Origin of the sequence: Pseudorhodoplanes sp., assembly GCF_050250235.1 — a bacterium.
GTDB lineage: Bacteria > Pseudomonadota > Alphaproteobacteria > Rhizobiales > Xanthobacteraceae > Pseudorhodoplanes.
The window spans coordinates 43,921-57,232 of the sequence record NZ_JBFWPA010000039.1 but is presented as its reverse complement, the minus strand read 5'-3'; the positions used below and the strand labels follow the sequence as shown (position 1 = coordinate 57,232).

Here is a 13,312-nt window from a genome sequence, read left to right as displayed (position 1 = left end):
ATCACGCCGGCTTTCTTCAGTTCGGCCTGGAAGGTGGTCGCGACCGAGACCGAGACGAACACGGCGTCGACCGCGACGCGGCGCTCGCCTTCCGGCCGGACCACACCCGCCAGCATTTCCTGCTCGCGCAGCGGAATGCCAAGCTTCTCGTAGGTCGCCAGGATTTCCGGATCGACCTCGTCCAGCGAATTCAGCTGCGGACGCTTCTTCGGCGCCGCGTAATAGTAGTAATCCTGGAAATCGATCTTCGGATAACTTACCCGCGCCCAGCTGGGCTCGCGCATGGTCAGCCAGCGGCGATAGGCATCGAGCCGCCAGTCGAGCATCCATTGCGGCTCGTTTTTCTTCGCCGAGATGAAACGGACAATGTCCTCCGACAGGCCCTTCGGGGCCTTGTCGGATTCGATCAGCGTCTCGAAGCCATATTTGTATTGATCGACGTCGATACGGCGAACCTGTTCGACGGTCTCTTGTACGGCCGGCATTCTCGTCTCCCCTCGCGGTTTCAAGGACCGCAGCGGATGTGTCGGTTATGTCAGTTTCAGTCCTGGGCCCTGCGTCGGTTTCCCTCCGCCAAGCCGCTCAAGCGGCGATGACTGTTCGCCCCTTAAGTAGTGATTCAGACAGCTTTATCCAAGCGTTCAGAAAGCGTTCAATATCCTCGTCCCGGGTCTCCGGGCCGGTCGAAACCCGGATCGCTCCGCGCGACAGCGATGGCTCCACCCCCATCGCCTCGAGCACGTGCGAGGGCTGGACCTTGCCTGACGAACAGGCCGAACCGGACGAAACGGCGACCCCCGCGAGATCGAGTGCGATGATGGCCGTCTCCGCCCGCAACCCTGAAAGGCTGAAGGCTGTGGTGTTGGGCAGCCGCGGCCCGGCCTCGCCAAAAATCACGATATCCGGCGTCGCGGCCCGCAGCCCGGTCTCCAGGCGCTCACGCAGTCGCAACATGTGCGCCGCATCAGGCCGCAGGCCGAGGCGCGCGGCCTCGCACACCGCGCCGAAGCCGGCGATTGCCGCCGCATTCTCGGTTCCGGCGCGCAACCCTCGCTCCTGTCCGCCGCCCCGGATGAGCGGATCGGCCAGATGCAGGCCCGCGCGGCGGATCAGGGCGCCGGCGCCCTTGGGACCGCCGAATTTATGCGCAGAGACCGCTAGAAAATCCGCACCCAATCTATTGATATCACAGTCGATACGACCGGGACCCTGCACGGCGTCCACATGCAGCAGGCCGCCCGCCTGATGCACAATATCAGCCACCTCATGAACTGGTTGAATCGCGCCGGTTTCGTTGTTGGCCAGCATCACCGACACCAAGGCCGGCCGCCCGGACCGAAGCGCGGCGCGCAGCGCATCGAGATCGACCATCCCCCCCGGCGACACCGCAACCCGCGAGATCCTGTCGGCATCAAACCGACCGCCCTGCAGGACCGATGGGTGCTCGATCGCCGAAACAACCAGCCTCTGCCATGGCCCCGCGCCGGGTTCGGCCGACCATGCCGGCGATAGCGCCAGTGCGTTGGCTTCGGTTCCGCTCGACGTGAAGGTGACATCTGCGGGGTCGACACCGGCGAGCGCTGCAACCTGTCCGCGGGCGCGCTCGACCAGGTAACGCGCCGCGCGACCCTCGGCATGGATCGACGATGGGTTACCGGCGCGCGTTAACGCATCCATCATCGCCGCACGCGCTTCCTGCCGCAGAGGGGCGGTCGCATTCCAGTCCAGATACGCACGCTCGGTCATGCTACTGTATTACCGCCGCCAGAGTTCCGATCGCGATGGTCCTACCACAAGGCGTGAGAAAGCTTGCATTCGACCCCTTGCCTCATGATAGAAACCGGCCACGCTCCAACGGCTTGACACCCCCGGTTTGCAGCCGCTGGGCGCTCAATCTTTAGAATGGTTCTAAAAAACTACGTGCGACCGATCGATCCGTCAAGCGCGCATTAGAACCATGCAGCAGGGCTCCCGGCCCTTCGAAGCACCAGCCGAGGTCCTTTCATGCCTGAAGTCATCTTCACCGGTCCCGCAGGACGCATCGAGGGCCGGTACCATCCGGCCGCCCAGAAGAATGCGCCACTCGCCCTGATCCTGCATCCGCACCCGCAATTCGGCGGGACCATGAATCACCAGATCGTCTACCAGCTCTATTATGCCTTCGTGCACCGCAATTTCTCCGTGGTGCGGTTCAACTTCCGCGGGGTCGGAAGAAGCCAGGGCTCGTTCGATCACGGCGTCGGCGAATTGTCGGATGCGGCCTCCGCGCTCGACTGGGCACAGACGATCAATCCGGAGGCACGCTCCTGCTGGATCGCGGGATTCTCGTTCGGCGCCTGGATCGGCATGCAGCTGCTGATGCGCCGTCCCGAAATCGAGGGCTTCATCTCGATCGCGCCGCCCGCCAATCTCTACGACTTTTCGTTCCTCGCGCCCTGCCCGTCCTCGGGACTGATCATCCATGGCGACAAGGACGCGGTGGTGCCGCATCGTGACGTAACGACGCTGGTCGACAAGCTGAAGACCCAGAAGGGCATTGTCATCGAGCAGAAGGTGGTGACCGGCGCCAATCACTTCTTCGACCAGAAGATTGAATCGCTGATGCTGTCGGTCAACGACTATCTCGACAAGCGGCTCGGCACCAGCGGCCGGAAACCGAGCGCGGCATAGGCCCTGCCGCCTGCGACAATCTGGAACGGAACTTTGCTGACGGCGTTGTGCCCCGCATCCAGCGGGGGCAGACGCCATGTCCGACGGCGATCCAGCAAATGCCAAGACCGGGCCGGCTCCCGACGCAGCAGGCCGGCTGACGAGGGACGACGCGCCGAAAATTTCGGGCGAGAGCAATTCGCCCGACACACCCGAAGCTGCGCCTGAAAAGTCGCTCGACGACAGCGCCGCCGAACCGGAAGCGCCGGCGCAGCCGGATAGCGATGCCGAGGACGAAGCAGAAAAGGAAAAGCTGCGCCGCCGCGCCCTGCTCGGCCGGTTCTGGGCTTCGGCAAAAGGCTTCTGGAGCCCGCGTCAGGGGGACCGCCTCGCCTGGCCGCTGACCATCGGCATCGCGCTGCTGGTGATCCTCGCGGTGCTCGCGCAATACGGCATCAATGTCTGGAACCGCAAGATTTTCGACGCGCTGGAGAAGCGCGATTCCGCGACCGTGCTGGTGCTCGCCATGGTGTTCTTCCCGCTTGCCGCGGCGAGCGTCGGCGTCGGCGTCGCCAGCGTCTATGGCCGCATGTCGATGCAGCGGCGCTGGCGGGCGTGGCTGAGCGATCATGTGCTCGACCGCTGGCTCAAGAACGGACGCTATTACCAGCTCAATCTTGTCAGCGGCGATCACCAGAATCCGGAAGGCCGGCTGACCGAGGATTTGCGCGTGTCCACCGACGCCCCGATTGATTTCGCCGTCGGCGTCTCGACTGCGAGCCTGTCCGCACTCACCTTCATCGCCGTGCTCTGGACCATCGGGGGCGCCCTCACCGTCCCGCTCGGCGGCACCGAATTCACGATACCCGGCTTCCTGGTGATCGCGGCGGTGCTCTACGCGGCGATCGCAAGCGGCGCGATGGCGATCGTCGGCCGAAGCTTCGTCGCGGTCTCCGAAGCCAAGAACCAGGCCGAGGCCGACTATCGCTACAATCTCACCCGCGTGCGCGAGAATGGCGAAAGCATCGCGCTCCTTGGCGGCGAGGAGGAAGAACGCGCCGGCCTCAACCGCTCCTTCATCGAGGTGCTGCGCAAGTGGCGCGCGCTGTGCGCGCAGCATATGCGCACCACCATCGTCTCGCACGGCTCGGGCATCATCGCGCCGGTTCTGCCGATCATCCTGTGCGCGCCGAAATTCCTCGACGGTTCGATGTCGCTTGGCCAGGTGATGCAGGCGGCCTCCGCCTTCACTATCGTGCAGGCCGCCTTCGCATGGCTGGTGGACAATTATCCGCGGCTTGCCGAATGGACGGCCGGCGCACGCCGCATTTCCTCGCTCATGGTATCGGTCGATGCGCTGGAAAAAGCCGAGACCGGCCAGGGAATCAACCGGATCAAGCGCGCCGACATTACGGACGCCGCGATCCGGATGAAGGATCTCGTGGTCTCGCTCGACAACGGCACCGCCGTGGTCGACGACACCGACGTCGTGGTCAAGAAGGGCGAACGCGTGCTGGTGGCCGGCGCCTCCGGCTCCGGCAAGAGCACGCTGGTCCGCGCGATATCGGGACTTTGGCCCTGGGGCGGCGGCGAAATCGCGATCCAGCAAAACGCGCGGCTGTTCCTGCTGCCGCAGCGGCCCTATGTGCCGACCGGCACGCTGCGCCGCGCCATCGCCTATCCAGGCGCGGCGGAGGACTGGGACCTCGACACCATCAAGAATGCGCTCGACCGCGTCGGCCTCGGCCATCTCAAGGACCGGGTGGAAGAGGAAGCGCCCTGGGACCAGACCCTGTCCGGCGGCGAAAAGCAGCGCCTCACCGTGGCGCGCGTCCTCCTGCACCGGCCCGACATCATCGTGCTCGACGAGGCCACCGCCGCGCTCGACCCGAAGAGCCAGGACGACCTGATGAGGCTTCTGTCGGAGGAGATGGAAGGACTGACCATCCTGAGCGTCGGGCATCGCCCCGAGCTTGAGCAGTTCCACTCGCGCAAGCTGACGCTGGAGCGACGCGACAAGGGCGGCGCCAAACTGGTCAGCGATATCCTGCTGGTGCGGCCGCCCGGGCAGCCGCGGCTGATCGAGCGCCTGTTGCGGCGGACTACGGCGAAACCACAGCGCCAGGCGGCCTGACGATTGCTCGCGCACGAGGATCGCGGCGACGGGGCGCTCCAGCCGGTGCAGGCCGCCGAGCAACCGCCCTTCTGCGAGCATGAAGAATGCCGCATGACGCGTGATAGGACTTTTTTCATGTGAAACGGGCCGCGGCAAGCCGTTGTTCTATATGCGCATCCGCTTGCGTCTGGCGGCGCGCGGCTCGGCGACGACGCCGCCGGTCATCGGCTCCGGCGCGCCCGTGGTGGTCGGAAACGTGATCGGCAATCCCCGCAAACTGCGCACCGCCATATAGGCGAAGGCCTGGGCCTCGATGGCGTCGGCGTTCCAGCCCGCTTCGTTCGCGGTCTCGACCCGCGCCGGCGCCAGCCTTTCGCCGAGCATGCGCATCAGCGTCGCGTTGCTGGCGCCTCCGCCGCACACGATCCAGCTCTTTGGCGGCTCCGGCAGATGCGGGACGATGGTGGCGACGGTCGCCGCCGTGATCGCTGCGAGCGTCGCAGCGCCGTCTTCGACGCTCTTGTCCGCCAATGCGGCACGGTCGGCGACCCATTCGCGGAACGCGTTGCGGTCCAGCGATTTCGGCGGCTTCAGCGCGAAGAACGAATGCCCAAGCACGCGGGCAACCGCTCCCGCATCGACCCGCCCGCGAGCCGCCGCGCCGCCATTCTCGTCGCGGGCTTCGCCTCGCCGCTCCCGCATGAAATCGTCGATCAGCGCGTTGCCGGGGCCGGTGTCGCAGGCATAGGGATCCGGCACGCCATCGATGAAGGTGACATTGGCAACGCCGCCGATATTCAGCACCGCAATCGGACGCGGGCAGGCAAGCGTCGCGGCCAACGCGCGGTGATAGACCGGTACCAGCGGTGCGCCCTGCCCGCCCGCCGCGACATCGGCCGCGCGCAGATCGTAGACCACGCGAATGCCGGTTTCATCGGCCAAGCCCTGCCCGTCGCCGATCTGGACGGTCAGCCGCTCATCGGGCCGGTGCAGCACGGTCTGGCCGTGGAAGCCGATCACGTCGATTCTCTCGGAATCGATGCCGTTGGCGTCGAGAAACACGCGAACCGCGCCGGCATGCAGGGCCGTCACCATCCGCTCGGCCTCGCCGACCGCGCCCGGCCGCGCATCGCGGTCCGTCAGGGCGCGAGCCTCGTCGAGTGCGCGACGCAGCAGCGCGACCTCGTCCTCGCGATAGAGATGCAGCGCCGAGGGGCCGAACCGGGAAATCATCTCCCCATCGGTTTCCAGCATGGCGATGTCGATCCCGTCCATCGACGTGCCGCTCATCAGCCCGATCGCCCGAAAGGTCCGCAAGAGAGCCGCCCCGTTTCAATCCCCCGACGGACCTGATACACCACGTCCGCGCCGCTAGTGGAGCGGATTTGACATTCGCTAGCACCCAGCCGCGGGCTCACGAAGCGAAAGTAAAATCCAAAGCTCCACTGGAGTCATATACTTGCCAGTGGGCCTTCGATTCCAACATTCGCACACGACCTCGCCGAGAAAGGGATGCGAATGTTAGAATCGGACCACTAGCGAATACGGTCTTACCATGAGCCAGTTCAAATCCGATTTTCTGCGTGTCCTGTCGGAGCGCGGTTTCATCCATCAGGTCTCGGAACCCGACCAGCTCGATGCGCTGGCCGCCGCGCAGCGCGTCACCGCCTATATCGGTTTCGACTGCACGGCGCCCTCGCTCCATGTCGGCTCGCTGCTGCCGATCATGATGCTGCACTGGATGCAGCAGACCGGCCACCGGCCGATCGCCCTGATGGGCGGCGGCACCACCCGCGTCGGCGATCCCTCGGGCAAGGACGAGAGCCGGCGCATTCTGACCGACGAACTGATCAACGAGAACCTGCGCGGCATCCGCACCATCTTCTCGAAGTTCCTGACCTTCGGCGACGGTCCGGGCGATGCCATCATGGCGAACAATGCCGACTGGCTGAACACGCTCAATTACATCGACTTCCTGCGCGACGTCGGCAAGCATTTCTCGATCAACCGGATGCTGTCGTTTGATTCGGTGAAGCTGCGCCTGGACCGTCAGCAGGAGCTGTCCTTCCTCGAATTCAATTACATGATCCTGCAGGCCTATGACTTCGTCGAGTTGCACAAGCGCACCGGCTGCGTGCTGCAGATGGGCGGGTCGGACCAGTGGGGCAACATCATCAATGGCATCGATCTCGGCCGTCGTATGATGAATGCGCAGCTGTTTGCGTTGACCTCGCCGCTGATCACCACATCGTCCGGCGCCAAGATGGGCAAGACCGCCGCTGGCGCGGTGTGGCTCAACCCGGACATGGTGAGCCCGTACGATTACTGGCAATACTGGCGCAACACCGAAGACAACGACGTCGGGCGCTTCCTGAAGCTGTTCACGGTGCTGCCGCTCGACGAGATCGCAAGGCTCACCGCGCTGCAGGGTCAGGAGATCAACGAAGCCAAGAAAACGCTGGCGACCGAGGCCACTGCGCTGGTTCATGGCCGCGAGGCCGCCGAACAGGCCGCGGGGACGGCGCGCCGCACCTTCGAGGAAGGCGCACTTGCGGAAGACCTCCCGACCATCGACATCAAATCGGACGAACTGGCGCAGGGACTGGGGGTGCTGACCGCTTTCGTGCAGGCCGGCCTCGTCGCCTCCACGAGCGAGGCGCGGCGCCAGATCAAGGGCGGCGGCCTGAAAGTGAATGACGAGACCGTCACCGACGAAAAGATGACGCTCAATGCGGGAAATCTTACGCCGCAAGCCGTTATCAAGCTGTCGCTCGGCCGCAAGAAGCACGTGTTGCTCAAGCCGGCCTGATCCGGTCGCGGTTCTCTATCGCGTGGTCGGCATGATCGGCGCCAGATCGGCCGGTTCGCTGGGACGCGCGCTTGGATATTCGAAAAACTTGCGCAGGAAGCCCGGCACCAGGCCGGAGGCCGGGTTCACGTTGAGCGTCGGCGCGCTGGGCGGACCGACCACCTGATAGGTAAAGCCGAACAATCCTTCCTTGGGGCCGCCGAGAAATGCTCCGAGCAGCGGCAACTGGCCAATCGGATTGTTGATGCCGTAAAGCGGCACGATGGTCCCGCGCATGCGCACGTCGTTTCTGGCGAAGTCGATATCACCTTCCATCGTGGCACCGATCACCGGACCCTGCACGATGCCTTCCTTGACCTGCAGACGCCCCGCCGTCCGGATGAAGTCCACCCGCATGCGGGTGAAATCGACGCCCCGCGAATCATTCTGCGCGGCGCCGACGACCCCGTTGAGCTTGGGCTCGCCGCGCACCGAGAAATTCTGGATATTGACGATACCCGCCTGTGGCGCCTGATCCGGTGTCGGCACCTCCATCGCAACCGACATCTGACCGCCCTGAATTTTCGGATAGGTGTCGGTAAAGCGTATCAGCGCGCCGGCATCCAGCGTCTCGAAATGCAGAAGATTCCTTCGTTGCGCCGAGGTGCGCATGTCTCCTGTGAGCGAGGCATTCTGGCCGATCTTCGAACTCAGTGCGAAGCTCTGGATCTGCCCGTTGCGGCGCGCCATCCGCATTTCCACTCCGCGCAGCGCCTCGCCATTGTGACCGGCGATCACGCCAAGGCGCATGTCGAATTCGAGATCAATCGGCGCACTCTTTTGCTTCTCGCCCGGCTCGCTGCCGAAAAATGCCTTTACGAAACTGCGCCCGTCGTAGACGTCCCCACGCATCGACACGCGCAGGGTGCCGTCGTTGCCGCGATCCGCCTTGACGCTGGTCTTGTCGCCATCTGACATGGCGAAGACCGGAAAATTCGCCATCGACAGATCACCCTTTTCGTCGAGTTCGACGCTTCCCCGCACATTGACGCCGGAGCCGTCGATCGCAACATCTTCGAACCGGGTGGCTTTCTCGCGCGTGACCACCGTGAATGCCGCGCGGTTCGGGCGCCCGGGAGGTTTCACCCAGCCCGGCAGCAGGTTGTCGACCTTCGCCGGCGTAAGGTCGGCCTCGACCGTCAGTCGCACGTCCTTGTTGTCGGCGATCTTGCCTGAAATCTTCACCGGCACCGGCCCCGACAGCGACGGCCCCGTGCCGAAACCGAAGCGCGCGCGCGCCGCTTCATCGAGGGTGGCCCGAACCTGCACATCGGCCTCGGCGCTGTCCGCGGCCTTGCGATAATCGAGAGTCGCCGGCGTGCCATTGATGCGAACATCGCCCCTGATCTGATAGCCGCGATTGTCCGCACTCACCTTGAGCGCCTGCGCCTCGATCTTCTGGCCCATCACCATCTTGTCGGCGGAGAAGCCTGCGACATCGAGGGTGATCGCGTATTGGGTCGCACCCGGTGGCGGATCCTTGGTGATCGGGAGGTCGACACGCACCTGCCCGCTGATATTGCCGCGGCTGTTTGTGGAATCCATCGGGACCGCCGCCTGTCCCCGCAGCCGCTCACCCGCGAGCAATTCGAGCGCGGCCGGCACCGGCCCGTCGACGCGAAACTGCGCGCGTGCCGGCGGCGCCTTGGGGTGCGTGTCCGGGACCTCGAAACGGCCATTGCTGACGGCGAGCCTGCGCCCGCCGCCCAGATCGACAACACCGCGCCCGACGGTGACCACGACATGCCGACCCTTGATGCTGCACATGAGATCGGCCTCCGAGATGGGGGGCATTCCGATCACCGGACGGATCACGGCATTCCGGACCGTGATGTCGACGGACAGCCCGTCATCCGGAATCGGCGGACCGTCCTCCTTCAGGTTTTCGATTGGCGAGTTGGTCGCGATATCGATCCGCTCGATATCGCCGCTCTGCAGATTCTCGACCACCCAGTTGCGCACTTTCGTGGCGACGAAAACCGGCCAAACCTTCTTGGCGATCGGGGTCGACATCGGCGTTACCGCGATGCCGGCCGCAAGCCTCGGCTCGCCCGAAAAATCGACGCTGCCGTTCAGGAAACCGGCGATATTGCCGCCCGCAATGTCGCCCTGCACCAGTTCGAGGCGCTTGCGCGCAACGTCGAGATCGGCCCGCAGCATGATCTTGTTGAGAACGACAGGCTGCGGATCGGCTGCACCATCGGCCAACACCACCGACCCACCCGTAACCGTGATCCGCCATGGCTGCTGCGGCATACCGGGCGCCTCGAAACGGCTGAACAGCGTGAAGCGATTTGCGCCGGACAGAATCTGGAACGGCATGGTGAGATTGCGGCGATTGGCGTCCCAGTCCAGCGTGAAGTCGGCATGATCGATGCGAAAATGTCCGCCGATATCGGCTGGATCACCAATCAACCCGGCGCCAGCAATGATCTTGCCCTCCACCACGCGCGGCAGGGAATCCGGGCCAATCTCCGCATAGATTGATCCCGACAGCGGAATGTCGGCCTGGAATTGCCCGCTTCCCAGACGTGTCGCGAGAAACAGATCCTTGGTGGAGACGCGATTGAGATCGATGCGCACGAGCCTTCGCTGAACGCCGCTTTGCCTGACCGACGCGCCGATCGACCACGGACGCGTTTCGTCCTCCGAACTCAGCCGGATGCTGATTCCGTTGCCCGGCCTGTTGACGCTGAAATTGATGTGCTCGAACGTCCAGTGCTTGTCGGTGCGCAGATCGTCGACCTTCAGGATGCCGTTCTTCAATCCGATTTCGCCGAGCCCCTGCCCGTCAAGGCCGAGCGTCGATATCCGGTCGAGCCAGGCGACGAGCCCGGCAAAACGTTCCGCTCCTGTCGGTTCGGCAGCAGCGGCAGCCCGCGCCGCGTCTTCACCCGAAGGAGGGGCCGCCTTCACAATCGCCGGGGTGACCGCGAGCGGTCGTTTTTCGGCACCGGTCGAGATGGTGATCTGGCCGTCCTCCTCGATTCGCACGGACAGTTCCGCGCCAACCAGGCTGACGCGTTCTGCGCGCAACTGGCCGCGCAGCAGGCTCGTTCCGGATACCGAAACCTCGGCCTTGGGGGCGCTTGCGACAACCACGCCTTCGGTGTCGCTGACCTGCATGTCGCGGATCCGGACCGCGGTACGACCGGCATCGTCGCGCTCGATCTGAGTGCCGCCGATCACCACCCGGTACGCCTGGCCGATATTCTGTTCAATGGCGGCGGCCAGCCAGGGCGAGACAAAATTGATTTCGATCGGCCCCGCCGCGAGCCGCAGCCACAGGCCGCCGGCAACCACGACCGCGAGCCCTAACACGCCGCCCAGTCCATAGCCGACCCGGCGCACCACCGGACGGCGGCTGATCCGTCTCAGCCGCCACCACAGCCGCCGCGCACGCGACCGCAGGTCGCCGCCGCGCGTGCTACGATGCTCCCGAAGGGTATCTTCGAGCGCACGCAAACCGTGAAGACGCGGAGCCGGTTTGGTCATGCCGGGTCGGACATCCCCTTGTCCGTATCGCCAGCGCCGGTAACGTCGCCAGACTGGTTGACCTGATCATGGTGGATGGACACCGCAAAGTGTCCCCCCGCCTTCGCCCCAAGGCAGGATCGAACCGGCAGATTGAGCCGCCGAAAGCGTCGAAAGGAAGGCATATGGCCAAGGGTCCGACCGAGGGCGAGAAGGCCCCTGCATTCAAGCTCCCAAGCGCTTCCGGAGCCGATATCTCGCTCGCCGATTTCAGCGGCCGAAAGCTCGTGGTCTATTTCTATCCGAAGGCCGATACGCCGGGCTGCACGCAGGAAGCGATCGACTTTTCGCGGCTTGCCAAGGCGTTCGAGAAAGCAGGCACCGGCCTGCTCGGGGTGTCCGCGGACCCGGTCCGTGCGCTGACCCGCTTCCGGGAAAAACACAACCTCGACGTGCCCCTCGCATCGGACGAGCGTCATACGATGCTGCAGGCCTATGGCGTCTGGGGAGAGAAGACGATGTTCGGCCGAAAATACCTTGGCGTGAAGCGTACCACGTTCCTGATCGGCCCGAGCGGCCGGATCGCCCGACTTTGGCACAACGTCAAAGTACCCGGTCATGCTGCAGAGGTCCTCGCGGCTGCGAAGGCATTATAAAAGTCTATCACCGAAACATTTGCGGAAAATTAACCATACCGGACTGAAATCGGCGCTGTTCAGCGTCGGCCCGCCGAAGGGTCTGGCGGGGAGTGCTCATGTCCAACCGGTCGCATTCTTATCACCCGAGTCCGGCTCCGTCGGCCGATCAATGGGCCTACGAATACCCGAAGGGCCACGGCTATGATCCCTATCAGGCTTCGCCTCCGCAGCCCCGCCCGCAGCATTCCGCGCAGCGGCCGCGACCGCAGCGTGCCTCCACCGACTACACGCTCATGCACGGGCGCCGCCAGGTCCGGCTCGGACCGGTCGCGTTCTGGATCGTGGTCGGCAGCCTGGTCGCTATGGCCGGATGGTCGGTCATCACCGGCACCTATTTCGCGTTTCACGACGACGTTCTCAAGCGCCTGATCGCCCGGCAGGCGGAAATGCAATACGCCTATGAAGACCGGATCGCAGAATTGCGTGCGCAGGTCGACCGGATCACCAGCCGACAATTGCTCGATCAGGAACAGTTCGAGCAGAAGCTCGAACAACTCGTGCGAAAGCAATCGCTGCTGGAGCAGCGCGCCGCCACCCTTGGGTCGCTGCCGGACATGACGCCGACCGGTTCGATTCCGAAGGCAGGGCGAGCCGAGCCTGCGAAAGGATCTCAGGCAAAACCGTCACCGATCAATGACACCGTGATCTTCCAGGCGCCGCCGGACCGCGAAGCGCGGCTGCAGTCACGCGGACAGCCGGTCTTCAACTCGCGCAACGCCGCAACCACCCGCGGCGGTGTCGAGGGCGCGCTCGCACGCATGCAGGAATCGCTCGACCGGATCGAACAGAAACAGACCCATTCGCTGAGCGCGCTGGAGGAAAGTTTCGAAGGACGCGCACGGCGCTTGCGTGGCGTGCTGTTGGATCTCGGTATCAATCCGGGCAAGGCCCCGGTGACGCCGCCGGCCCGCGCTGTGGGCGGCCCGTTCGTGCCGGCCAGCCTCGATTCCGCGGAGAAAATATTCGAGCGTCAACTCTACCGAATCCATGTCTCGCGTTCGCAGCTCGACCGCCTCACGCGCGCATTGTCGGACGTGCCGGTGCGAAAGCCGGTGAGCGGGGAAATCGACATGTCATCGGGATTCGGCATGCGCATGGATCCGTTCCTGCGTTCACCCGCGATGCATACCGGTCTCGACATGCGCGGCGACACCGGCGATCCGGTTCGCGCGACCGCCAACGGAACCGTAACAACGGCAGGAAACAATGGCGGCTACGGCAAGATGGTCGAGATCGAACACAGGAACGGCTTGTCGACGCGCTACGCGCATCTGTCGTCGATCGATGTGAAGGTCGGACAGTCCGTGAAGATCGGCCAGATCATCGGCAAGATCGGTTCCACCGGACGTTCGACCGGTCCACATCTGCATTATGAAACCCGCGTCGACGGCGACGCCGTCGATCCGCAGAAATATTTGCGTGCGGGCATTCGGCTCGGGCTGCATTGAGTTGCGACGGCCCCCCGATTCGTCCGGGTGCTGTCCACATTGCGACGTTTCGTGACTTGACTTCCGCGCCGGATGATTC

8 protein-coding genes and 1 pseudogene are annotated in these 13,312 nt (G+C 64.4%); 5 read left to right on the top strand and 4 right to left on the bottom strand.

The window, feature by feature from the left end:
* Together AB7F49_RS17990 and AB7F49_RS17985 are read right to left on the bottom strand one after the other, a co-directional pair.
* Positions 1 to 485 (bottom strand): annotated as a pseudogene (locus AB7F49_RS17990) (Fe-S cluster assembly protein SufB); the annotation flags it as partial.
* Between the two features lie 97 nt (positions 486 to 582).
* Positions 583 to 1,746, bottom strand: coding sequence for a cysteine desulfurase family protein (locus AB7F49_RS17985; RefSeq protein ID WP_428524768.1), 1,164 nt, complete (start codon positions 1,744 to 1,746; stop codon positions 583 to 585).
* A gap of 258 nt (positions 1,747 to 2,004) precedes the next feature.
* Between AB7F49_RS17985 and AB7F49_RS17980 the strand changes: the two genes are divergently transcribed.
* Together AB7F49_RS17980 and AB7F49_RS17975 are read left to right on the top strand one after the other, a co-directional pair.
* Positions 2,005 to 2,670: an alpha/beta hydrolase gene (locus AB7F49_RS17980; protein WP_428524766.1), complete on the top strand. Its 666-nt coding sequence runs from the start codon at positions 2,005 to 2,007 to the stop codon at positions 2,668 to 2,670.
* Between the two features lie 76 nt (positions 2,671 to 2,746).
* Positions 2,747 to 4,783, top strand: a complete 2,037-nt coding sequence (locus AB7F49_RS17975) for an ABC transporter ATP-binding protein/permease (protein ID WP_428524764.1) — start codon at positions 2,747 to 2,749, stop codon at positions 4,781 to 4,783.
* Between the two features lie 147 nt (positions 4,784 to 4,930).
* Here the strand turns inward: AB7F49_RS17975 and AB7F49_RS17970 are convergent, their stop codons facing one another.
* Positions 4,931 to 6,082, bottom strand: a complete 1,152-nt coding sequence (locus AB7F49_RS17970; protein WP_428524762.1) for an anhydro-N-acetylmuramic acid kinase — start codon at positions 6,080 to 6,082, stop codon at positions 4,931 to 4,933.
* A gap of 238 nt (positions 6,083 to 6,320) precedes the next feature.
* On the opposite strand from AB7F49_RS17970, the gene tyrS reads away from it, so the two are divergent.
* A complete protein-coding gene (gene tyrS, locus AB7F49_RS17965) occupies positions 6,321 to 7,574 on the top strand; it encodes a tyrosine--tRNA ligase (protein WP_428524760.1) in 1,254 nt (417 codons plus the stop codon).
* A 15-nt stretch (positions 7,575 to 7,589) separates the two neighbouring features.
* On the opposite strand, the gene AB7F49_RS17960 is transcribed toward tyrS, so the two are convergent.
* Positions 7,590 to 11,108: a DUF3971 domain-containing protein gene (locus AB7F49_RS17960; RefSeq protein WP_428524758.1), complete on the bottom strand. Its 3,519-nt coding sequence runs from the start codon at positions 11,106 to 11,108 to the stop codon at positions 7,590 to 7,592.
* 164 nt (positions 11,109 to 11,272) lie between these two features.
* On the opposite strand from AB7F49_RS17960, the gene bcp reads away from it, so the two are divergent.
* Both bcp and AB7F49_RS17950 read left to right on the top strand, forming a co-directional pair.
* Positions 11,273 to 11,743 carry a thioredoxin-dependent thiol peroxidase gene (gene bcp, locus AB7F49_RS17955; protein ID WP_428524756.1) on the top strand — a complete coding sequence of 157 codons (471 nt, stop codon included), beginning with the start codon at positions 11,273 to 11,275 and terminating at the stop codon, positions 11,741 to 11,743.
* Between the two features lie 98 nt (positions 11,744 to 11,841).
* Positions 11,842 to 13,233 (top strand): peptidoglycan DD-metalloendopeptidase family protein, encoded by a 1,392-nt coding sequence (locus AB7F49_RS17950; protein WP_428524754.1) that lies wholly within the window; start codon positions 11,842 to 11,844, stop codon positions 13,231 to 13,233.
* Positions 13,234 to 13,312 lie beyond the last annotated feature (79 nt).

Excerpts from the sequence above, each read along its gene's own strand:
- bcp (WP_428524756.1), top strand. The coding sequence starts at position 11,273 with ATGGCCAAGGGTCCGACCGAGGGCGAGAAGGCCCCTGCATTCAAGCTC.
- AB7F49_RS17985 (WP_428524768.1), bottom strand. The coding sequence starts at position 1,746 with ATGACCGAGCGTGCGTATCTGGACTGGAATGCGACCGCCCCTCTGCGG.
- AB7F49_RS17980 (WP_428524766.1), top strand. The coding sequence starts at position 2,005 with ATGCCTGAAGTCATCTTCACCGGTCCCGCAGGACGCATCGAGGGCCGG.
- AB7F49_RS17950 (WP_428524754.1), top strand. The coding sequence starts at position 11,842 with ATGTCCAACCGGTCGCATTCTTATCACCCGAGTCCGGCTCCGTCGGCC.
- tyrS (WP_428524760.1), top strand. The coding sequence starts at position 6,321 with ATGAGCCAGTTCAAATCCGATTTTCTGCGTGTCCTGTCGGAGCGCGGT.
- AB7F49_RS17960 (WP_428524758.1), bottom strand. The coding sequence starts at position 11,108 with ATGACCAAACCGGCTCCGCGTCTTCACGGTTTGCGTGCGCTCGAAGAT.
- AB7F49_RS17975 (WP_428524764.1), top strand. The coding sequence starts at position 2,747 with ATGTCCGACGGCGATCCAGCAAATGCCAAGACCGGGCCGGCTCCCGAC.